This is a genomic window from Pantoea sp. BJ2, from assembly GCF_040255075.1.
In the GTDB taxonomy this organism is placed as follows: Bacteria; Pseudomonadota; Gammaproteobacteria; order Enterobacterales; family Enterobacteriaceae; genus Pantoea; species Pantoea leporis.
This window is the reverse complement of sequence record NZ_CP158293.1, coordinates 761,555-781,812: the sequence shown is the minus strand read 5'-3', so window position 1 is coordinate 781,812 and position 20,258 is coordinate 761,555. Positions and strand designations below refer to the sequence as shown.

Annotated in this window: 16 protein-coding genes; 6 read left to right on the top strand and 10 right to left on the bottom strand. The window is 53.0% G+C overall.

Features of this window, described 5'->3' with window-relative positions; translation table 11 throughout:
* Positions 1–12: 12 nt before the first annotated feature.
* Complete coding sequence (locus AAF463_RS23110; protein WP_350262222.1) at positions 13–1,347, bottom strand: PLP-dependent aminotransferase family protein; 1,335 nt, start codon at positions 1,345–1,347, stop codon at positions 13–15.
* 143 nt (positions 1,348–1,490) lie between these two features.
* Here AAF463_RS23110 and AAF463_RS23105 point away from each other — a divergent pair, with 143 nt between their 5' ends.
* A complete protein-coding gene (locus AAF463_RS23105; protein ID WP_350262221.1) occupies positions 1,491–2,342 on the top strand; it encodes a DMT family transporter in 852 nt (283 codons plus the stop codon).
* Positions 2,343–2,359: 17 nt separating this feature from the next.
* On the opposite strand, the gene AAF463_RS23100 is transcribed toward AAF463_RS23105, so the two are convergent.
* The gene (locus tag AAF463_RS23100) at positions 2,360–3,787 is read right to left on the bottom strand and encodes a trehalose-6-phosphate synthase (protein ID WP_350262220.1); all 1,428 of its coding nucleotides are present in this window, start codon (positions 3,785–3,787) and stop codon (positions 2,360–2,362) included.
* Positions 3,788–4,229: 442 nt separating this feature from the next.
* Between AAF463_RS23100 and AAF463_RS23095 the strand changes: the two genes are divergently transcribed.
* The gene (locus AAF463_RS23095; RefSeq protein WP_110867007.1) at positions 4,230–4,721 is read left to right on the top strand and encodes a GNAT family N-acetyltransferase; all 492 of its coding nucleotides are present in this window, start codon (positions 4,230–4,232) and stop codon (positions 4,719–4,721) included.
* A 102-nt stretch (positions 4,722–4,823) separates the two neighbouring features.
* Here AAF463_RS23095 and AAF463_RS23090 read toward each other — a convergent pair whose 3' ends face one another.
* Complete coding sequence (locus AAF463_RS23090) at positions 4,824–5,531, bottom strand: phage antirepressor KilAC domain-containing protein (RefSeq protein ID WP_192235489.1); 708 nt, start codon at positions 5,529–5,531, stop codon at positions 4,824–4,826.
* 336 nt (positions 5,532–5,867) lie between these two features.
* Here AAF463_RS23090 and AAF463_RS23085 point away from each other — a divergent pair, with 336 nt between their 5' ends.
* Positions 5,868–6,860, top strand: a complete 993-nt coding sequence (locus tag AAF463_RS23085) for a capsular polysaccharide synthesis protein (RefSeq protein ID WP_350262219.1) — start codon at positions 5,868–5,870, stop codon at positions 6,858–6,860.
* 4 nt (positions 6,861–6,864) lie between these two features.
* Here AAF463_RS23085 and AAF463_RS23080 read toward each other — a convergent pair whose 3' ends face one another.
* Positions 6,865–7,719 carry a helix-turn-helix transcriptional regulator gene (locus AAF463_RS23080; RefSeq protein ID WP_350262218.1) on the bottom strand — a complete coding sequence of 285 codons (855 nt, stop codon included), beginning with the start codon at positions 7,717–7,719 and terminating at the stop codon, positions 6,865–6,867.
* A 115-nt stretch (positions 7,720–7,834) separates the two neighbouring features.
* Between AAF463_RS23080 and AAF463_RS23075 the strand changes: the two genes are divergently transcribed.
* Complete coding sequence (locus AAF463_RS23075) at positions 7,835–9,244, top strand: MFS transporter (protein WP_110867003.1); 1,410 nt, start codon at positions 7,835–7,837, stop codon at positions 9,242–9,244.
* Positions 9,245–9,458: 214 nt separating this feature from the next.
* Positions 9,459–11,891, top strand: a complete 2,433-nt coding sequence (bamA, locus tag AAF463_RS23070; protein ID WP_350262217.1) for an outer membrane protein assembly factor BamA — start codon at positions 9,459–9,461, stop codon at positions 11,889–11,891.
* A 407-nt stretch (positions 11,892–12,298) separates the two neighbouring features.
* Here the strand turns inward: bamA and ugpC are convergent, their stop codons facing one another.
* From ugpC to AAF463_RS23045, 5 genes are read right to left on the bottom strand one after another with little or no spacing between them, the layout of a single operon-like run.
* Positions 12,299–13,384 (bottom strand): sn-glycerol-3-phosphate ABC transporter ATP-binding protein UgpC, encoded by a 1,086-nt coding sequence (gene ugpC, locus AAF463_RS23065; RefSeq protein WP_350262216.1) that lies wholly within the window; start codon positions 13,382–13,384, stop codon positions 12,299–12,301.
* Between the two features lie 3 nt (positions 13,385–13,387).
* On the bottom strand, positions 13,388–14,332 hold the full coding sequence (locus AAF463_RS23060; RefSeq protein WP_350262468.1) for a carbohydrate kinase family protein: 945 nt from the start codon (positions 14,330–14,332) through the stop codon (positions 13,388–13,390).
* The gene (locus AAF463_RS23055) at positions 14,332–15,171 is read right to left on the bottom strand and encodes a carbohydrate ABC transporter permease (protein ID WP_110866999.1); all 840 of its coding nucleotides are present in this window, start codon (positions 15,169–15,171) and stop codon (positions 14,332–14,334) included. Before AAF463_RS23055 ends, AAF463_RS23060 begins: the two co-directional genes overlap by 1 nt.
* On the bottom strand, positions 15,161–16,069 hold the full coding sequence (locus tag AAF463_RS23050) for a sugar ABC transporter permease (RefSeq protein WP_350262215.1): 909 nt from the start codon (positions 16,067–16,069) through the stop codon (positions 15,161–15,163). The genes AAF463_RS23055 and AAF463_RS23050 overlap by 11 nt, the downstream gene beginning before the upstream one ends.
* Before the next feature lie 9 nt (positions 16,070–16,078).
* Positions 16,079–17,326 (bottom strand): extracellular solute-binding protein, encoded by a 1,248-nt coding sequence (locus AAF463_RS23045; RefSeq protein WP_350262214.1) that lies wholly within the window; start codon positions 17,324–17,326, stop codon positions 16,079–16,081.
* Between the two features lie 798 nt (positions 17,327–18,124).
* On the opposite strand from AAF463_RS23045, the gene AAF463_RS23040 reads away from it, so the two are divergent.
* Positions 18,125–18,562 (top strand): VOC family protein, encoded by a 438-nt coding sequence (locus AAF463_RS23040; RefSeq protein ID WP_101761763.1) that lies wholly within the window; start codon positions 18,125–18,127, stop codon positions 18,560–18,562.
* A 182-nt stretch (positions 18,563–18,744) separates the two neighbouring features.
* Here AAF463_RS23040 and AAF463_RS23035 read toward each other — a convergent pair whose 3' ends face one another.
* Complete coding sequence (locus tag AAF463_RS23035) at positions 18,745–19,761, bottom strand: citrate:proton symporter (RefSeq protein ID WP_350262467.1); 1,017 nt, start codon at positions 19,759–19,761, stop codon at positions 18,745–18,747.
* Positions 19,762–20,258 lie beyond the last annotated feature (497 nt).

Below are 20,258 nucleotides of genomic sequence, written 5' to 3'. Positions count from 1 at the left end.
GAGACTGTGTTTTTATAGGTCTCTTTCATAATCGATGGTCTCTTTCACCGCCGCCATGGCAAGCCGCAGTTTATCCTTACTGACCGATCCCAACGCAAGACGAATGGCATGCGGCACATTGATTGAGGTACTGAACGGTTCAGCCGAAGATACCGAGATCTGCTGGTGGATTAAACGCTGTACCACCCGTTCAGCCCTGACTTCGAATGGCAACGGTAGCCAGAGAAAATAAGAGTTGGGATGGCTGATAAAATCCTCGGGCGCAAGAATCTGGCGGGCGATCGACTGGCGTTCACGAGCATCCCGTCTTTTCAGTGTTTCCAGACGTCTGATCGTCCCATCCTTAATCCAGCCACACACTAACGAGACCATCAGAGAAGGGGTATTCCACGTAGTGGCACGAATAGCGCGCTCAAGCGCTGCACGCATGCCAGCAGGGCAGACGACGGCGCCGACGCGCAACCCGGTAGCGATATTTTTCGCAAAGCCGGTTACATAAAGGGTCCTTTCAGGGGCATAAAAAGCCATTGGCGGCGGCGGACGAGGCACCAGATAAGCATAGGCGGCATCCTCAATTACCAGAAGATCAAATGTTCGGGCAATCAGGGCAATCTCTCTGCGCTGAGCAGCACTCAGAACCCAGCCAAGCGGGTTGTGCAACGTAGGCATGGTATAAATCGCACGGACGCGTCTGCGCTGACAAATCTGTTTTAATGCATTGAAATCAGGACCGTCTGGCCCAGCAGGTATGGCGGCAAGTTCAAGATGATAAAGCGCCGCCAGCGCCTTAAAGCCGGGATAAATCAACGCGTCTACTGCCACAACATCCCCTGGTTTCAGCAATCCCATCACCGCTATGGTAAGGCCGTGCTGTGCGCCGTTGACAATCAAAATGTCATCAGCCGAAGGCGTGATCCCGGTTGAGCTAAGCCATGATGCAATGGTATGCCGGTCGCTCTCTTTCCCGGCATGCGGCTGATAGCGTAGCAGCGATTCAATATCGCCAGCATTGGAGAGATTGCGCAGGGCATCGCGCAGGCGATCGGCCTGATCGGGTAATGCGGGATAATTGAAATTGAGGTCCACCACATCGGTTGCGACCACATGCTGATCGACACCAAGGCCATGAGGCAAAGAAATTTCCCTGACAAAAGTCCCGCGTCCGGTTTCACCGCTGACCAGACCGATTGCTTCAAGTTCGGCGTAGACGCGTGTAGCGGTTGCTAATGAGATCCGTCTTTCCGTAGCCAACGCGCGATGCGTAGGCAGGCGCGTGCCTGCAGACAATCCTCCACTGCGTATAGCCGCAGCATATTCGTCAACCACATCCTTATAACGTGCTTTCATCTATTGTATCCATGACAATATTTTGATTGTTCTGGATCATGGCGTTTATCCTCCGCAGCGTCAATTCATGAAGGAAATAGTCACCTTCACTCAGCTACTGAAAGAGGTTTAACGTGGTGATACAAAAGACGCGTCCTGAGTCGATGTCAGGCTGGCTGAACGGCCTGGCGGGCGTGATTATTTTCAGCGGATCGCTGCCGGCAACGCGCATTGCCGTTCAGGACATCGACCCGTTTTTCCTGACTTTCATCCGTGCATCGATAGCGGGTGTGCTGGCGCTCATGTTGATCTGCTTGTTTAAGGTCAAAAGACCTGATCCCACCCAACTATACTCGCTCTTCATCGTCGCTATGGGCGTAGTGATCGGTTTTCCATTGCTGACCGCCATGGCTTTGCAGCACGTAACTTCGTCACATTCAATCGTTTTCCTCGGGTTGCTTCCGCTAGCAACCGCCATCTTTGGCGTCATTCGTGGTGGTGAACGTCCGCGGCGCGCTTTCTGGCTCTTTTCCCTCTGCGGCAGCTTGCTGGTTATGGGCTTTGCGCTTTCTCATCTCGCTGTTATATCACTCAAAGGTGATCTGCTTATGCTCGCGTCAGTGATCGTCTGCGGCCTGGGCTATGCCGAGGGGGCAAAACTTTCGCGTGAGCTGGGAGGCTGGCAAGTGATTTGTTGGGCGCTGATTATTTCACTGCCTTTCATGTTGATCGCGTCATATTTGACCTTGCCTGAATCCCTAAACCACATCAGCACTTCAGCCTGGCTTGCGCTGGGCTATGTCTCGCTTTTTAGCATGCTGATAGGTTTTATCTTTTGGTACAAAGGGCTCGCTATCGGTGGAATTGCAGCTGTCGGGCAACTGCAGTTGCTTCAGCCATTTTTTGGGCTGGGCCTGTCGGCTTCGTTGCTGCACGAGAGCGTCAACCCGCTGATGATAGCTGTCACGCTTGGCGTCATTCTCTGCGTCATTGGTTCGCGAAAATTTGCGTGTTAATGTTCATGCATATTGGATTAATAACGCAGTCGCCCACTGAAACCATTCGAAATTATCGCACCTGATTTCAGGGTTAAATCGCATTCCTGTTCTCGCGGCTGCAGCGCGTTGATGAAGCTATCGGCCCATTTGTGGCAATCATGCAGATGCAGGTTTTTTAGCAGGCTGGCGTGACGTTCGCGACGCACCGAAAGCGGCATGATAAGCGCGGTATGAATGGCATCGGCGATGGCATCGGGATCGTAGGGATTAACCAACAGCGCGCCCTGCATCTGTTCGGCGGCGCCGGCAAACTGCGACAGAATCAGCACGCCGGGATTAGCATGATCTTGCACCGCCACATAGGTTTTCGCCATTAAACTCATTCCGGCTATCAGCGGTGTGACCAACGCCACACGCGCTGCACGGTAAAATCCGCACAGTTCTTCATGTGAATAATGGTTGCTCAAATAACGCACCGGATACCAGTTCAGCTCGCCATGCACGCCGTTCATTTCGCCACAGCGGGTTTCCAAATCGCGCGATAACTCTTTAATGCGATGGCTGTAACCTGACGCCGCTGAAGCCAGCTGCACCATGGAAAACTTGTGGTGATACTCCTCGTGTTGACGCAGTAAAACTTCTATGGCGCTGATGCGGTAGGGCGTGCCGGTGCTGTCGTCAAAATGGCCACCGCTAAGGATCAGATTCTCCGGTAAGGTTGCGCGACATTGCTGCTCCATATAATGGCAGCTGTTGCTTTCAGCTAGCGCGCTGGTTTCCACGGTATCAATGCCTGCCGGGAATACGCCTACGCGAATCTGACGGCCGTGGATACGCAGCGTGTAAGGCGTTAGACGCTCGCAACGGAAGCGGGATTCAATCCAGGCGGTGAAATTGTTCATGTCTTGGGTGGTCTGAAAGCCAATTAAGTCGGCGCACAATAATGCATCGGCCAGATAGCGCCAGTTCGGCACCGATTCAAAAGATTGTCCTGCTGGGAAAGGCTGATGGAAAAAGAAGCCGATACGATTTATCAGGCCGGCATCGCGCAGCATTTTAATGCTGGGAATCAGGTGATAATCCTGCAACCAAATATCATCATCGGGCATGGCATATTCACTGATGGCGCGCGTATAGGTTTCATTCAGTTTCATATAACCGATTTGGCTGCTGGTGGAAAAACGCGCCATGTCGGGGCGCTGATGAAATACCGGCCACAATCCCTGATGAATATATTGATGATAACCTTCTTCATATTCTGCTTTGGTTAAGCGAAATGTCAGCGTATCGAATGCTTTGCCGCTAGTAAAATTCAGCTCACGATGAGGTTCAGTGGTAAATGATTCAAACTCGCCACTCCATTTCACCCACATGCCACCGCGACGCGTCAATATGCTTTCATAAATGTTAGAAAGCGTTGAGTGATTATTTTGATTGTGTGATACCAAAATCAAGCCTGACATAGTTTTGACCCGTTGCTTAATCTGCCCATGAATCGTTGGCAGAGAATTTAAAAAAGGTTGGCGCAGTAAAAATTGCAGCATGCCGCTCATGATTTACGCTCACAGGCGTTAATGGACCGGTGCGTGTTGACCGCTGACGTTATGCGGATGAACCGCTATTAGTGAGTTCGATACTTTTCATCTCGCGCTACCTCTCCGAATCCTTCAGGGCTGTCGATGAAATTAATCTAACCGACCAACCCGTAAAAATGTCGTAAAAAAGACGCTGAGAGTTATAAAAATTTAATAGATTTTATTTAGAACCCAGATAAATGTTTTCGTTAATTTTTTTTGATCACTTTACATGGCGACTTTAATCGTTTGAGGAGGGCACTTATGCGCAAAGACACATTCGGCCTGTTAGAATGACCGCCGTTCATAGAGGAATCTAAGAGGTTTAATCGTGTCAACGTTAGTATTTAGAGAAGCCAGGCTGGCAGATGTGGATCGCTGTTACGCGATTGAAATTGAGGCTTACGAAGGTGATGAAGCCGCCACGCGTGAAAAAATTGCTACCCGCATTGCGCAGTATCCACAGGGATTTTTATGTCTGGAAACCGATGGCAAGGTGATTGGTTTTATCAACGCCGGTTGTGCGTGGGAGGTGGTGATGTCGGATGAAGCGTTCAAAGAGTTAATCGGCCACGATCCGGCAGCACCCAACGCCGTGATTATGTCAGTGGTGCTTGATCCCGCTTATCAGGGCAAAGGTTATGCGTCGCTGCTGATGCGCCAGTTTATCGAGCTGATGAAGAAAATGGACAAGCGAACCATTCATCTGATGTGCAAAACCCAGCACGTTGAGTTGTATAAAAAATGGGGCTATCAGTACATCAAACCGTCTGAGTCAGACCACGGTGGCATGGCGTGGCATGAGATGCTGATGAAACTGTAATTCAACAGGTAAATATAACGCTAAGCATTCAATGATCGCACATTCCCTGGCGGCGCGATTTATCGCGCAATAAATTACGCCGCTACGACACCTGCGCACACTTTATGCAGCCACACCTTTCGGCTGAGCCGACAGATGTCCCGCCCATAAACTGGCCACCCATTTCACGCCTTTGGCGGTGAAACGCGCTTGGGAGAAAGCATGCTGATTCTCGCCACGTCCGGAGCGCAGGGTGAAATATCCCGCCTGTATATGGTGCTGCTGCGGTGCCAGCGTGCCTTTTTCGCGATACATAATGTTGCGTTCTAACAAAAACTCACGAAATTCAGTTTCCTTTACCTTCAACATCTTGCACAGCTGACGAAAGCCGAGCGAATCTTCGATCTCGACAAAGCGATCAAAAAATTCAGCCTTAGGTGCCGACAACGCAAGTTGCTGCTCAGCCGCACGGCGCTGCTCAAATTGCTCCGCCCAGGCGCGGGCCGCTTCCGCCGGATTGGTGAAATCAGGCAGATGGGTAAACTGTTCACGCTGCTGCCAGAGATCGAGTAATTCCGCAGTGAAGCCAGGCGAAAGCCGGGCAACGGCGAGTAATGAATCGCGCTTGTTAAGATGAAACTCCTGACGCACTTCACCCTGATGCTCATAGAGATTCACCGTCAAAGGCTGGGAAAGACGCTGTGCAGTTTCCAGGCTTTTCACCAGGCGCTTCACTTCGCCGTGCGTAATGCCCGTGACATGGGCAATTTCGCGGCTGCTCATCATCATTGATGCATTCAAAGCAGACAGACTTTCCGTTGAGATCATCATCATTATCACCTCTTGAAGACTTACTCAGCCTCGTGGCTGTTGAATAAGTATACGCAACACTGTTTATATATCCAGTATTATTTTTAACCGTTCACCTAAGATGTTCGGCTTTGCGTAACGTTTCACAAAGCCAGATTTCGCAAACCCTGCGCTCTACGTATTCTCTTAAAGTGAGGTTTTAGCGGTTTATTAAATTGTCGCGCTGAGTGCTGTTTGATAATTTTGAGCCAATTTTCCGGGCTTTTGTCGGCTTTTGCAGCATTAGGTGCAGGGCTGATGTGTGCCTTTTTTAACAGCAATAAGTAGTTAACTGGCGGCTGTGCTGCTGGAGAAACGATGAAAAAGAATAAAATTAAAACCCATTTGGTTTCACTAGGTTTACTGGCGGAAAAAAAGCTGACCAAACGCAGAACGCTGCCCGATTACAATCCTGCCGCAGAGCAGGATATCAATTTAGTTGCACGCCAGACCGCGCCCGCGGCCATTCCGCGTCAGATTTGGATGTACTGGGAAAGTGAAACGCTACCGGAAGAGGTGCAGATTTTTGTCGATAAAATCGTGCGCGAAAACCCCGGCTATCAGGTAACCGTCATCAATAACCTGAATATTCAGCACTATCTGCCCGATCTGCACTTCGTGCATCAGGATATGCGCCCTTCACATAAAAGTGACGTAATTCGGCTGGAACTGCTGTATCGCTACGGCGGAATCTGGATGGATGGCACCATCATTCTCAACCGCACGATGGACGAATTGTTAGCGGTGAATGTTGACGATGGTTATGACTTGATCGCCTTTTATCGCGACAGTTCGACGCTGGATAAAGCCTATCCGGTGATTGAATCCTGGTTCCTGGCCGCGCCAAAAAATAACGCCTTTATTGCGCGCTGGTTGCACTTTTTCCGCCCGATTGTTGAAGTGGGCGCCGACGAGTTTTTCCGTCGTTTGCTCGCGCTGCCCAATTACGAAACCATTGTTCAGGGCATCACGCCACCAGATTATTTGGTGGTGTATATCGCGCAGCAGCAGGCGCTGCGTGAGAACAATCAGTACAACTTCTATCTGCGTAAATGCGAAGCCAGCGCGTTGCTATATCAAAGCCTGGTGGAGTGGCGTCCGGTGAAGCTGAGCCGCATGCTGATGGTCGATCGTCTGCCGGCCGTCTTGCCGCCGCTGACCAAACTGACGGGATTTGATCGTAAATATCTCGACACCAACCTGAAATATGGCGTGGTGAACAAAGACAGCTTATTGGGTCAGATTCTGTTAAACAGCCAGAAGGGCGCCCACCCGCAAACACCGGTTCCGGCACTGACGAGCAAGGCATAACGCATCACGGATTGATCAACTGCTGGAGTGCTGCGGCGCTGATTTCATCGTCCGGCACATATACCAGCAGGCGATCGCCGTTGCGTGACGCGGACCACCAGTTATTTTGCCGCAGCGTCATTTCACCCACTTCGTCGCGGTAAAAACGTTTAACGCGATTCTCCACCTGGCCCAATTCATAGCGCTGCCAGGTGTGAGCAAACTCATCTGAACTGTTCAGCAAACGAGCAAGAAAGCTTTCCCAGTGCGGATCGCCAAGGTGCTCGCCCATCTGCCCGCGAAACATCGCCACCATCTGCGGCATCACTTCATCCCAGTCATTCAGCGCTTTGCGCCAGGTTGGGTGGTTGAAGGCCAGCCAGATGCAGTTGCGATCTTCAGGCGCGATTTCGGCTAAATCCACGCCCATCAAGGCACACCACGCGGCGTTGTAACCGATAATATCAAAGCGCGGCGTCTCAATAATCGCCGGTAACTGGATCGCGTCGAGCATCTGCTGATTGTGCGCGGCAATTTTGCAGCAGGCGGCCACCACGCGCACCGAGGGCAATGCGTGCCCGGCGAGCGAAAACAGGTGCTGCGTTTCCACATCGTTGCACTGCAACGCGCTAGCGATCGCCGTCAGGGTTTTCGGCGAGGCTTTGATATCGCGTCCCTGTTCCAGCCACGTATACCAGGTCACGCCAACATCCGCTAACTGCGCGACTTCTTCGCGGCGTAAACCCGGCGTGCGGCGATGGCGCATGCGGGGTAAACCGAGTCGATTGGGATCGAGATTTTCCCGGCGCGTGCGCAGAAAGGTGCCGAGTAATTTACGGTTGTTTTGTTCGGTGGTAACAGGCGAGGATGCCAGGTTCATAAGCAGATCCTTCGACAAGACGGGTAGTGTTTATACCATGATAATTAAGAACTGGTACCCGTTTAATGGTTAGGTGATGCTATGCCGTACTGACAGCAAAAACAAGGTAAAACCGATGCAGACATCGCAACTTCAACGCACAGGATTGATGGTCCTGCTTGCCGGGCAGCTGCTGCCCATGATTGATTTTTCTATCGTTAACGTAGCGTTAGACGCGATGGCCCACACGCTGCAGGCCACGGCGATTGAGCTGGCGCTGATCGTCGCGGTCTACGGCATTGCCTTTGCCATCTGCCTGGCGATGGGCGGACGGCTCGGGGATAACTACGGCCGCCGTCGCGTGTTCCTTGCCGGAGTAGGGATCTTCGGTATTGCATCTTTATTATGCGGCATCGCCAATAGCGTTGGCCTGTTGATGTTTGCCCGCGCGCTTCAAGGCGTGGGCGCGGCCTTTATCGTGCCGCAAATCCTCGCCACGCTGCACATCACGCTGAAGGGCAGAGCGCATGCGCGCGCCATCGGTTTGTACGGCGGCATTGGCGGGCTGGCCTTTATCATCGGTCAGGTGTTGGGCGGATTTCTCATCAAAGCGGATATCGGCGGCTACGGCTGGCGCAGCGTTTTCCTGATTAACCTGCCAATTTGCCTGTTTGTGCTGATCACCGCGCGCCGCTTTGTGCCGGAGACGCAGAACACGCAGCGCGTACCGGTGGATATTAGCGGAACCTTGCTGCTGGCGGGCGCGATTGGTTGCCTGATGCTGGCACTGGCGCTCGGTCCGCTGCTGCATTGGTCGTGGCCGTGCATCTTGCTGCTGGTGCTGTTCCCGCTGTTTCTGCATCGTCTGCGTCAGAGTTCGCTGCGTCTGGAAGCGGCCAACGGCGCGCCGCTGCTGCCGCCTTCACTGCTGCGTCTGCCGAGCGTGCGTTTTGGCCTGACGTTAGCGGTGCTGTTCTTCTCCTGCTGGAGCGGCTTTATGTTTTCCGTCGCGCTGACGCTGCAGGCCGGTTTAGGGCTGACGGCGTTTCAGTCCGGGAATGCGTTTATCGCGCTGGGCGTGGCCTATTTTATCGGGGCGATGCAATCCACGCGCATCGTCGAGCGTTTAGGTAAGCGCGGCGCCTTACTGATGGGCTGCGGTATTCAGATGGTTGGATTGGTGGCCCTTATCGCCACGCTGCAACTCGCCTGGCCGCAGGTCGGTATTTTCACCCTAATTCCCGCCACGGTGCTGATTGGCTTTGGTCAGTCGTTTATCGTCAGCACCTTCTACCGCATTGGCATGAGCGGCGTGCCGCATCATCAGGCGGGCGCGGGCAGCGCGGTGCTGTCGACGGTGCAGCAATCGGCGTTAGGTTTAGGCCCGATGCTGCTGGGCGGTGTATTCACGCAGATTTATACGCACGGCAATCATCTGGCGGCGATCACCGGTACGCTCGGCGTTGAGCTTGTAATGATGGCATTACTGGTGATCTTCACCAGCCTCAATCGCCGTACGTTTCAGCCGGTAACGGCAGAAGGGTAATTCTTATGCGGAGATTTTGGCAGGAGCGATGCAGCTTATTGTAAAACAACCGAAAATCCGCGAGTCGCGCTGAATTTACCTTTGGCTCAGCGGTCTTTTTTCCGGAACATATCGCCGCAGTTAACGGGCTGAACCGCGTGTTCAGCCCGTTTTTATGTGGTGCGGAAGCAAGGCGCTTGAATCAGGCACAGGAAAAACGGCAGGCTCACAACAGATGAAGAAGATGTTAACCGGGTTACTTTTAATGGTAACCACCACTGCCTTTGGTGCAGATGATTTCACTCTAAAGGATATTCACTTTGCTGGGCTTCAGCGCGTCGCACCCGGCGCGGCGTTGCTGCATATGCCGCTGCGTGTTGGCGATCGCGTCAATGATGATGATATTCGCCACAGCATCCGCGCGCTGTTCGCCACCGGCAATTTTGACGATGTGCAGGTGCTGCGTGACGGGGATGCGCTGCTGATCAAAGTCAAAGAGCGCCCGGCGATTGCCAGCATCTCATTCTCTGGTAACAAAGCGATTAAAGAGGATCAGCTCAAGCAAAACCTTGATGCCTCGGGCGTGCGCGTGGGTGAAGCGCTGGACCGCACCACGCTATCGGATATGGAAAAAGGGCTGGAAGATTTCTATTACAGCGCCGGGAAATATACTGCCAGCGTCAAAGCGGTCGTCACGCCGTTGCCGCGCAACCGTGTCGATCTGAAGTTCATTTTCACCGAAGGCGTGTCGGCGAAAATTCAGCAGATCAACATTGTCGGCAACCACGCTTTTTCCGCTGATGAACTGATCTCGCATTTCCAGCTGCGCGACGATGTGCCGTGGTGGAATTTGATCGCCGATCAGAAATACCAGAAACAGAAACTCTCGGGCGATTTAGAGACGCTACGCAGTTATTATCTCGATCGCGGTTACGCACGCTTTAACCTCGATTCCACACAAGTCAGTTTAACGCCGGATAAAAAGCATATTTACGTCACGATAAATATTCATGAAGGCGATGTTTATCATGTTAGCGGCGTAACGCTGAGCGGAAATATGGCCGGCTATTCCGCCGAAATTGAAAAACTGGCGCACATGCCGGCGGGCAGCTTATACAGCGGGGCAAAAATCAGCCAAAACGAAGAGGCAATTAAAAGCCTGCTCGGTCGTTACGGCTATGCGTTCCCGCAGGTGAATACGCAATCGGAAATAGACGACAGCGATAAAACTGTGCAGCTACACGTGAATGTCGATGCCGGGCGGCGCTTCTCGGTGCGACAGGTGCGTTTCTCGGGTAATGACACCTCAAAAGATGCGGTGCTGCGTCGTGAAATGCGTCAGATGGAAGGCGCATGGCTGGCGAGCAATCAGGTGGAGCAGGGCAAGGCGCGCCTTAATCGTACCGGTTATTTCGAAAGCGTAGATGTTGATACGCAGCGCGTGCCGGGCAGCCCGGATCAGGTGGACGTGGTGTACAAAGTGAAGGAGCGCAATACCGGCACCTTCAACGTTGGACTGGGTTACGGCACCGACAGCGGCATCAGTTATCAGCTTGGTGTTAGCCAGGATAACTGGATGGGCACCGGCAATACTGTGAGTTTCAGCGGCACGAAAAACAGCTATCAAACCTATGTCGAAATCGCCGCTACCGATCCCTATTTCACCGTGGATGGCGTGAGTCTTGGCGGCAAACTGTTCTACAACGATTACAGCGCGGAAGATAACGATCTTTCCGAATACACGCTGAAAAGCTTCGGCGCGAGTAGCACGTTAAGCTTCCCAATTGGCGAAAACAGCAGCGTGAACAGTGGGCTGGATTACGTCTATAACCGCGTCAGCAATATGGCACCGCAGGTAGCAATGTGGCGCTATTTGGGTTCGCAGGGCATTCATCCAAAAGTCATCACCAGCGATGACGACGATGACGATGCCACCGTGGCGGACAAATTTACCGCCAACGATTTCTTCTGGAACATAGGCTGGAGCTACAACTCGCTGGATCGCGGCTTCTTTCCCACCTCGGGCGTGAGCGCCGGTTTCAACACCAAAGTGACTATTCCAGGTTCCACCAACAGTTATTACAAAAGCACGCTGACCGCCAACGGCTATTTGCCGCTGAGCAGCGATCATCGCTGGGTGCTGATGGGCCGTAGTAAAGCCGGTTACGCTGACGGTTTAGGCGGCAAAGAAGTGCCGTTCTACGATAACTTCTATGCCGGAGGCTCGAGTTCGGTACGCGGATTCTCTTCCAACACCATCGGGCCAAAAGCCGCCTATTACCGCTGCAGCGGCAGCGAAAGCAGTTACGGTGCTTGCCCGGTGGAGAAATCGGATGATGCGGTGGGCGGTAATGCGATGGCGGTGGTGAGCGCGGAGCTGATTGTCCCTACGCCGTTTATCAGCGAGCGCTATGCCGATGCGCTGCGCACTTCATTGTTTGTTGATGCCGGCACCGTATGGGATACCGGCTGGCAGAATACCGCAGCCACTAAAGCGGCGGGGATTCCCGATTATGGCGATCCCAGCCAGATTCGCGTGTCGAGTGGCGTGGCCTTGCAATGGCAGTCACCGCTGGGTCCGCTGGTGTTTTCGTATGCGTTGCCGATTAAAAAATATGAGGGCGATAAGTCGGAGCAGTTCCAGTTTAATGTTGGTAAAACCTGGTAGATGTATTTAATTCGTTAAAGGTTGAGAGGAGTTTTACATTATCTTTAAACGGTGAAGACAGAATAAAATAGCCAGCAGGGTAAAATAGCCGTCGTGAAATGCTTAAGGAATGAGTCTTCGCCAATATCGTTGTTATGCATGTGATAAATTGTATTTCGCCACCCAGGTTTGGGTGGCTTTTTTATTTGTTAGGTAAAAACGTGCGTTTCAGTCGGAAAAGGCGGGCGTTGCGTAAAGACGGCGTGAATACATCCCTGTAGCCTCGGCCGCCGCATCCTTGCGGCGGACGCTTTACTCCACTGTCCACCTTTTCCTCCTTGATGGTGATTCATTGCGGTTTTCCAAATCGCACCATCAACAGCGATGTTCATCTCAACGGGTTGGCCTTTTCAGGCCTGAGCACCAACCTAGAGCGACTCAGCCAACCTCAGCCCCGTCTCGGCATCAAACAGATGAATTTTCTCGGGGTTGAAGCCCAGCATAATGCTCTCGCCGCTTACTGCTGCATGGCGACCGGCAATTTGCATATGCAATGGCTGACCGTGCCATTCCAGATGCAACAATGTGGATTCGCCGGTGATCTCCACTACTTTCACCAAGGCCGCGGCGTTGCTGTTGGCTTCCAGCAGATCGTGCGGGCGCACCCCGAGCGTCACGACTGCGCCAGCACGTGCGCGCGCCGCCGCTTGCCAACGCGCGGGCAACGGCTGCCACAGATCCTGGCACTGCACGCCGGGCACGCCATCGCGGGCAATCAGCTGTGCCGGTAACAGGTTCATCGGCGGTGAGCCGATAAAGCGTGCGACAAAGGTATCCGCCGGACGGTCGTAAATCGCCAGCGGCGCGCCTTGCTGCACGATGCGGCCATCTTTCATCACCACAATTTGATCGGCCAGCGTCATCGCCTCAACCTGATCGTGCGTCACATAAACCATGGTGGTTTTGAAACGCTGATGCAGCGATTTGATCTCGGCGCGTAGCTCCATACGCAGCTGCGCATCGAGGTTCGACAGCGGCTCATCGAACAGGAACACTTTGGGATTTCGCACCATCGCGCGGCCCATCGCCACGCGTTGACGCTGTCCGCCTGACAGTGCACGCGGATAGCGTTGTAGCAGCTTATCGATGCCAAGAATCCCGGCGATGCGCGCAATTTTAGTGTGCTGCTCCTCGCGCTTCACCTTCTTCACCTGCATGTGGAACGCCAGATTCTCCGCCACGGTTAAGTGCGGATAGAGCGCATAGCTCTGAAACACCATGGCGATATCGCGATCGGCTGGATCGCGGTCGTTGATTTGCACTTTGTCCATCAGGATCGCGCCATCCGACAAGCTCTCCAACCCGGCCAGCAAGCGCAACAGCGTCGATTTTCCGCAGCCGGATGGGCCAACCAGCACGGTAAAACTGCCGTCAGGAATGGTGAGATCGAGCGGATGCAGCACCGACTGTTTTGCGTAGCGTTTGGCCACTTTTACGAGTTCAACACTGGCCATAATTTAAAACTCCTGGGAAAGTTGCAGTTGATGCCAGTCGGGGTAACGACGCGGCAAGGTGCTGATAGCCAGTGACGCCACCGAAATCCCCCATTGCAAAGCCGTGGTGAGATCTTGCTGATGCAGCAGGGCGGTGAGAAATCCGGCGTTGAAACTGTCGCCCGCGCCGATGGTATCCACCACCGTGACCGGACGCGCAGGCTGACTCACTGAATGATCTACCTGCCAGCAGCGCGCGCCCTTCGGGCCACATTTCACCACGCAGCCGCCGCGTCCGCTCAGCTGTTGCGCCAGCATTTGCGCGCTGGCGGGCAAGTCGTCTGACGCCGCCAATCCCAGCGTTTCCACTTCATTGAGCAGAAGCCAGTCGCACAGCGGCAGCCAGTGCGTGATCTGCTGACGCACTTCGTTTGTCCAGCCCTGCGGCGGCCAGCCGGTATCGACGGCGGTGACAAAGCCGCGCTGCCGTAGCTCGGCGAGCAGCGCCGGATAATCGTCATACAGATGCAGACACAAAAACGTGCCGCACAGCAGCACGATATCGCCGTCAGACGCGGTAGCCGGCAGTTGATCCAGCACATCCTGCGCGGTGAGTTGCACGATATGGCCGAGATTACTCAGGAAAGAGCGTTCGTGATCCGAATGCGTCACGCCAACGGTAAGCGAGGTTTCGCAGCTGTAGCGCGTCCAGTGCGCAGCGCTGTGCGGAAAATGACTCGCCAGCCAGGCGCTCAGGCCATCATTGCCCTGATTGGCGACCGCGCGATGGCGCACCTGCATCGCTTCCAGCGCCAGCGCGCAGTTGCCCGCCGAGCCGCCAGGACGCAGTTCGCTGTGATTCAGCATCACTTCAGTACCGCGCTGCGGCCAGTTATCCAGCGTGCCCATGATCAAATCGACATTAATGTTACCCACCACATACAGCGTGGCGGTGAGTTTCTGCTCCATCATCCTTTGCTCCCGCCACTGGCAAGGCCGCTAACCAGCGTCTTCTGCAGCCAGATGGCAATAAACAGCGGTGGCACCGACGCCAGAATGCCAACGGCAGCGATTAAGCCATCATCGGTGGCGCGTCCGGCGGTAAATCCGGCAATGGTGACCGGTAAGGTTTGTGCGGCGATATTGCTGGTAAACAGCAGCGCATAGAAAAATTCGTCCCACGCCAGCAGCCAGCCAAACAGTGCGGCGGCCCCCAACACCGGCTTCGCCAGCGGGAGCGTAATGCGTAACAGCACTTGCCAGACGCGCAGGCCGTCGAGCCGCGCCGCCTGCTCAATATCCTGCGGCAGCGTATCGAACTGGTTTTTCAGCATCCAGGTAAGGAACGGCAGAATCAGCGAGCAGTAAACGATGATCAATCCGGGCCGCGTGTTGAGCAGATCGAACTGCTGCAACAGGAAGTAGAGCGGCAACACGAATGCCACCGGCGGCACCATATAGATGGCAAGCGAGGCAAACAGCCAGCCGTCGCGCCCGCGGTAGCGCGAAAAGCTGAACGCTGCCGGAATGGCCAGCAGTAAGCAGATGATTGTTGCGCCGGTGGCCACTAAAAGGCTGTTGCCGAGTGCATGCAGAAACAGCACGCCCGGCTGGCCCGGCGCCAGCGACAGTAGCTTGCCGTAGCGGGTGAAATCCCACTGGCGCGGCAGCCACTCCAGCGGTACGCGGGTGAGATCGCTGGCGGCGCTGACGCTCATTAAAAACAGCCAGCCCATCGGCGCTAACACCGAGAACGCCACCAGCAGCGCGGCGGCGTATTTACCGACATGGCGCAATTTAACCTTCATAAGCGCTTCCTTTGCGGCGCTGGCGCCACAGTAACAACATGTAAAGCGTGATCAGCACCGCGCACAGTAAGGTCATCAACATCGCGTAGGCCGCGCCGCTGCCGGCACGCAGGTAGCTAAACGACTCCTGATACACGTAAAAACTCAGGGTTTTGGTGCTATCGACCGGACCGCCGCGTGTCATTACGTAGATAATGTCGAAAATTTTGAAGGCGTCGATGGTGCGCAGCACCAGCGCCACGCTGAGCGGGCCAACAATCGCCGGGAAGGTGATAGCACGAAAACGCCGCCACGCCGATGCGCCATCCAATCGTGCGGCTTCAAACAGATCGTCGGGGATCGATTGCAGCGCCGCCAGCACCAGTAAGGTCACCAGCGGATAGTTTTTCCAGATATCGGCGAACATCACCGCGTTGAGCGCCGAATCCGGCGAACCCAGCCAGCTGCGATAGCCATCAATGATCCCTAACTGCGTCAGCAGGGCGTTGATGCTGCCGTAATCCGGGTTGAAATTCAGACGCCACATCATGGCGTTAACGATGGTCGGCAGCGCCCATGGCAAAATCACCAGCACGCGCAGCACGTTGCGACCGGCGAATTTCTGGTTCAGCAACAGCGCTACCAGCACGCCGATCACGCCTTCAATTGCCACCGACACCACGGTGAAATAGAGCGTGCGCCATAGCGAACTGCGGAAATCCGCATCGGTGATGGCGAACAGATAATTTTCAAAGCCAATCCAGCCCGGCGCTTCACCGCTGCCGATCAGGGCGGCATCGGTGAAACTCAGCCAGATGGTGCGTAACAGCGGCCATGCGGTGAGCAACAGCATCACCAACAACATGGGTGCCAGCAGCACCCATGCCTGCCGTTGTTCGCGTTGACGCAAACTCAGCATTGTTGCCCCTTAGCGCAGACGCGCCGCACTCTTATCTACCGCTTGCAGCGCGGCATCTGGCGTTGCGCTGCCCACCAGCACCTGCTGCAACTGCTGCTGCAGCGTGTTGGAGAGACGCGAATAGTCAGCCGTTTCCGGACGCGACAGCATCACGTTAAGCGATTTATCCGCCGCCGCGATGAGGCTTTCCTGGTTTTTCAGCACCGCCGGATCCTGATACGAGCTTTTCCAGATCGGCAGACTCAGCGTGGCGTATTGGTTCTGTACCGGCTGTGAAGTCATGTAGCGGATGTATTGCCATGCCTGATCCGCATGCGTGCTGCCTTTAGTGATGCCAAGGCCCATCGAACCATTAACGGCACCGAATTTGCCCGGCGCATCGCCTGGCGCGGGAACGATGCCCACCTGGCCGGCGACCTTACTTTGTTTAGGATCGTTGGCCATGTTGTACATGTAGGTCCAGTTGAGCGCGAAAGCCGCATCGCCATTGGAGAAGGCTTTACGCACATCCTCTTCCAGATATTCGCGTGAAGCCGGATTGCTCAAGCCTTCATCCAGCGAGCTTTTCATCAGCTTCACCGCTTGCAACGAGGCCGGGGAGGAGAAATCGAGTTTGTCGTTGTTATAGAACTTGCCACCGAAACCTGATACCAGCGTGGTGTAATCGCACACCAGCGCTTCCGCCTGCGACCAGCTCCACACCAGCGGATATTTCACGATGTTTTTCTGCTTGATGATGCGCGCGTCATCCATCACCTGCTGCCAGGTTTGCGGCGGCGTGGTGATACCGGCTTTTTCCAGCATCGCTTTGTTGTAATAGAGATATTTGGTATCGAGGATCCACGGCATGCCGAGGGTTTTGCCTTTGAACTCAACGGTGTTCATTGCGCCGGGGAAAATCTGCCCTTTTTCATCAGCGCTGATGCGGCTGCTGACGTCCTGCAACAGATCGAACTTAGTGAATTCTGCCGGCCAGATGGCATCGAACAGCACCACATCGTAGCCGTTACCGCCCGCGCCACGCGCCGCAACAATTTTGTCATGCAGCGCTTCATACGGCACAAACTCAAGATTAACCTGCACGTCTGGGTGCGTTTTCTGAAACGCCTGCGTCATGGCGCGGATATCATTTTCGCTATACGCCGCCTGCGTCATAAACAATGCATTCAACGTGGTTGCCGCTACCGCGCTGCCTACGCTGGCTAACAGAACTGCTGCAAAACAACCTTTTATGACTGGGTTGAATCGGATTTTCATGGTGTTTTCCGCCTTGATGCAAAAAGAGGGTGTTTTATTAAATCAATTTGATGGATTTAATAACGCGCACAGGTTGTCAGGTTGCTGCGGCTGACATTGGTTAGCTAAAGCAATTGACGTGCCAGGGCATAAATCTCGTTTGCCGCTGGACATTACTTTGCACAGATTTTCGCCGCTGTCAGGTAAACAGATTGTAAAATGTGTGGCCGATCATAGATATTCATGTGGTTTTAAAAAGGAGGACAGTTGCGAAAAGTGCCGATCAGCTTTTTGCCGAATGCATTGTTTAGGTGCAGTTGCGTTGGGGCTTGCTGCATGAAAGCGCATCTCTTAACGGCGAAATGCCGTTATCAGTAGCTGGTTAGGATGAGATTTTCGGCTGATAATACAGCCAAAAGCGGACGTCAAAATGATGACGGCTTAGGTAGTTCTGTCACATCAAACATAACACCGCATCTTGAACCTAAGCACCATGTGCTGCTGGCGTTCCCTGGTGAAAAACCAGAGTCCACGTTCCTTCCTCCGAACTTAAAGCAACCTGAGCTTTTCCAGAAGCATTCTGCTTATCCTCAAGTGATCCTACCGTATGCTCTCTTCTAACATAATAGTGCTTCACTGAATCGCTGCAGCCCCTTTGCGCGATTGGAAATTAGAGACAGCTTTAGACGAAAGAGGATATTCGCAATTTATCGATAAAGGATGCAGACTTGTAAAACGTTCGCGCATTTATGGTGTAGAAATAAAGCATTCTTTTTATATAGTTGGCTGATGGACTTTCAAAACTCAGTAGGTAATCACATGATCTTAAGTGTCAATCACGTTGGTTTTTCAGTTAAAAATATTGAAGACTCATTATTATTCTGGACTCAGATTCTTGGCGGTAAATTATTACGTGAAGGAAAAATGTCTGGGCCTATAATCGATGAGGTTACAGGTGCAAGGGGAGCTGATGTACGGATGGCTTTGCTTGAACTGGCTGATATCCAAATTGAATTACTCCAATACAATAACATTGAGCAGCCAGAAGAACCTTCAGCGCCCTATATCCCAGGCTACGCTCACCTTGCTTTTATGGTTGAGGATCTTGATACGCTCTTAGGCAAAGTATCGGACTACGGTTGGAAGACGCCGGGTAAACCTCAAACAGTGTCGTCAGGACCCATGCAGGGTACCAGAGTAATATATTTACAAAGTCCAGATGGTCAGACGCTTGAATTGATGGAACGCAGCCAATGAGACCCACATATTATTAGCTGTTATCCTTTAATTAAAACCGTGATGTTTGCAAAGCCCTCTTAGTGAAAAGAGCGGACGACGCCAGGCCAATTTCTGTTTTTAGCGAAAAGCGTACATTAACGCTGCCCTTATAAATAATAAGGGCAGCGTTAAATCACAGCGAATTAATTAACGTGTATAGATCAGTTGTGTAGCGGTAATGTGCCAAGCACGATGGCGCCTGACAGCATGCACAATACTGTTCCCACCGCCCATTTAAGGCTTGCGCGCTGATTCAGCCCGTAATCCAGATTAAGAATGCCGACAAGAAGGTAAGTTGACGCAACAAGCGGGCTGAGCAGATGAACAGGTTGTCCAATCAGTGAAGCAACGGCCATCTGCATAGGCGAGATTCCGTAGCTTGTCGCTGTCTGCGCAAGAATGGGTAAAACGCCAAAATAGAACGCATCGTTTGTCATGAAGAAGGTGAACGGCATGCTGATCAGCGCCGTGAGGATGCCGAGCCAGGGGCCGGCTGAGGCTGGCAGTGAATTTACAAGACTGTTAGACATGGCATCTACCATACCTGTTCCGGACAGGATGCCGGTAAAAATTCCTGCTGCAAAAATGAGAGAAACAATGGCAAGCGCGTTCTCTGCATGTTTGGCAAGGAGCTCCTTCTGATGCTTCAGGTTAGGGAAATTCACTAGCATCGCCACTGCAAAGGCGATCATAAACAGTGTTGCCATAGGAAGCATGCCCAGAATTAACATAACCAGTAGGGCAATGGTCAGCGCTGAATTAAAGAGATAACGATAATTAGTTACAGATGTAAGCTGCCCGGTCTCTTCACTCAGATCGATTTTAATCACCCCAAGCCGGCGACGTTCGCGCAGTACAAAAATAACGGCAACCAGCACTACCCAGGCAAGGCCACAGATCATAATGGGCAGAAGCAGCATAAAGAGCTCTCCAACGTCTACCTTCATGGCGCTGGCAGCGCGCGCTGTTGGTCCTCCCCACGGGAGCATGTTCATTACGCCGATTGAAAGCAGCAGTACGGTGGCCATGTACTGAAGCTTTATTCCCAGCCGACGATACAGTGGAAGAAGTGCTGCCGTACAGATGAGATAGGTGGTGGCACCATCGCCGTCGAGCGCCACGCTGATACCAAGGATAGCAGTGCCGATCACCACTTTAAGCGGATCGCCTTTTACAATACGAACAATGAGACGGATAAAAGGATCAAAAAGCCCGGCCTCCCGATAGGTTCAGGATCATGGATGTAGTCACCATCAGCTACACTAAGGGCATCAAAATAGGTATCTCTGTTCTGGAACTGTGTGAATCTTCCGCACATAGGTTGTTCCTCCTTATGGAAGGATAGCTCGTTTAGCGCTGTTTCAATGACGAGGAGATATGTGCTGACACCATATGTTTCAATTCGGTTTTTTGGTGGACGGACATGAAATATACGCATTGAATAAAACCACCGGCAGCATAGGCAAAGCTTTGGGATTATACGTAATGGCTTGGTCTGATAACTATAAACCCGGCTTACATTAGGCGCTTTGTAAGGGATCTCTTCTCTGCTTCACTATGTGAAGCAATTGCCGGATTTGTTCTTTGATTGGCTTCACGCTATCTCTCATCGCCGGCGCAATATCTCATCAAAATTCATACGCTAACTTCCAAGACATGACGCGCCTTCCTATGG

What these genes read in the sequence shown, in the direction of transcription:
- AAF463_RS23110 (WP_350262222.1), bottom strand. Translation starts at nt 1,347, where the DNA reads ATGAAAGCACGTTATAAGGATGTGGTTGACGAATATGCTGCGGCTATA.
- AAF463_RS23105 (WP_350262221.1), top strand. Translation starts at nt 1,491, where the DNA reads ATGTCAGGCTGGCTGAACGGCCTGGCGGGCGTGATTATTTTCAGCGGA.
- AAF463_RS23100 (WP_350262220.1), bottom strand. Translation starts at nt 3,787, where the DNA reads ATGTCAGGCTTGATTTTGGTATCACACAATCAAAATAATCACTCAACG.
- AAF463_RS23090 (WP_192235489.1), bottom strand. Translation starts at nt 5,531, where the DNA reads ATGATGATCTCAACGGAAAGTCTGTCTGCTTTGAATGCATCAATGATG.
- AAF463_RS23085 (WP_350262219.1), top strand. Translation starts at nt 5,868, where the DNA reads ATGAAAAAGAATAAAATTAAAACCCATTTGGTTTCACTAGGTTTACTG.
- AAF463_RS23080 (WP_350262218.1), bottom strand. Translation starts at nt 7,719, where the DNA reads ATGAACCTGGCATCCTCGCCTGTTACCACCGAACAAAACAACCGTAAA.
- AAF463_RS23075 (WP_110867003.1), top strand. Translation starts at nt 7,835, where the DNA reads ATGCAGACATCGCAACTTCAACGCACAGGATTGATGGTCCTGCTTGCC.
- bamA (WP_350262217.1), top strand. Translation starts at nt 9,459, where the DNA reads ATGAAGAAGATGTTAACCGGGTTACTTTTAATGGTAACCACCACTGCC.
- ugpC (WP_350262216.1), bottom strand. Translation starts at nt 13,384, where the DNA reads ATGGCCAGTGTTGAACTCGTAAAAGTGGCCAAACGCTACGCAAAACAG.
- AAF463_RS23060 (WP_350262468.1), bottom strand. Translation starts at nt 14,332, where the DNA reads ATGGAGCAGAAACTCACCGCCACGCTGTATGTGGTGGGTAACATTAAT.
- AAF463_RS23055 (WP_110866999.1), bottom strand. Translation starts at nt 15,171, where the DNA reads ATGAAGGTTAAATTGCGCCATGTCGGTAAATACGCCGCCGCGCTGCTG.
- AAF463_RS23050 (WP_350262215.1), bottom strand. Translation starts at nt 16,069, where the DNA reads ATGCTGAGTTTGCGTCAACGCGAACAACGGCAGGCATGGGTGCTGCTG.
- AAF463_RS23045 (WP_350262214.1), bottom strand. Translation starts at nt 17,326, where the DNA reads ATGAAAATCCGATTCAACCCAGTCATAAAAGGTTGTTTTGCAGCAGTT.
- AAF463_RS23040 (WP_101761763.1), top strand. Translation starts at nt 18,125, where the DNA reads ATGATCTTAAGTGTCAATCACGTTGGTTTTTCAGTTAAAAATATTGAA.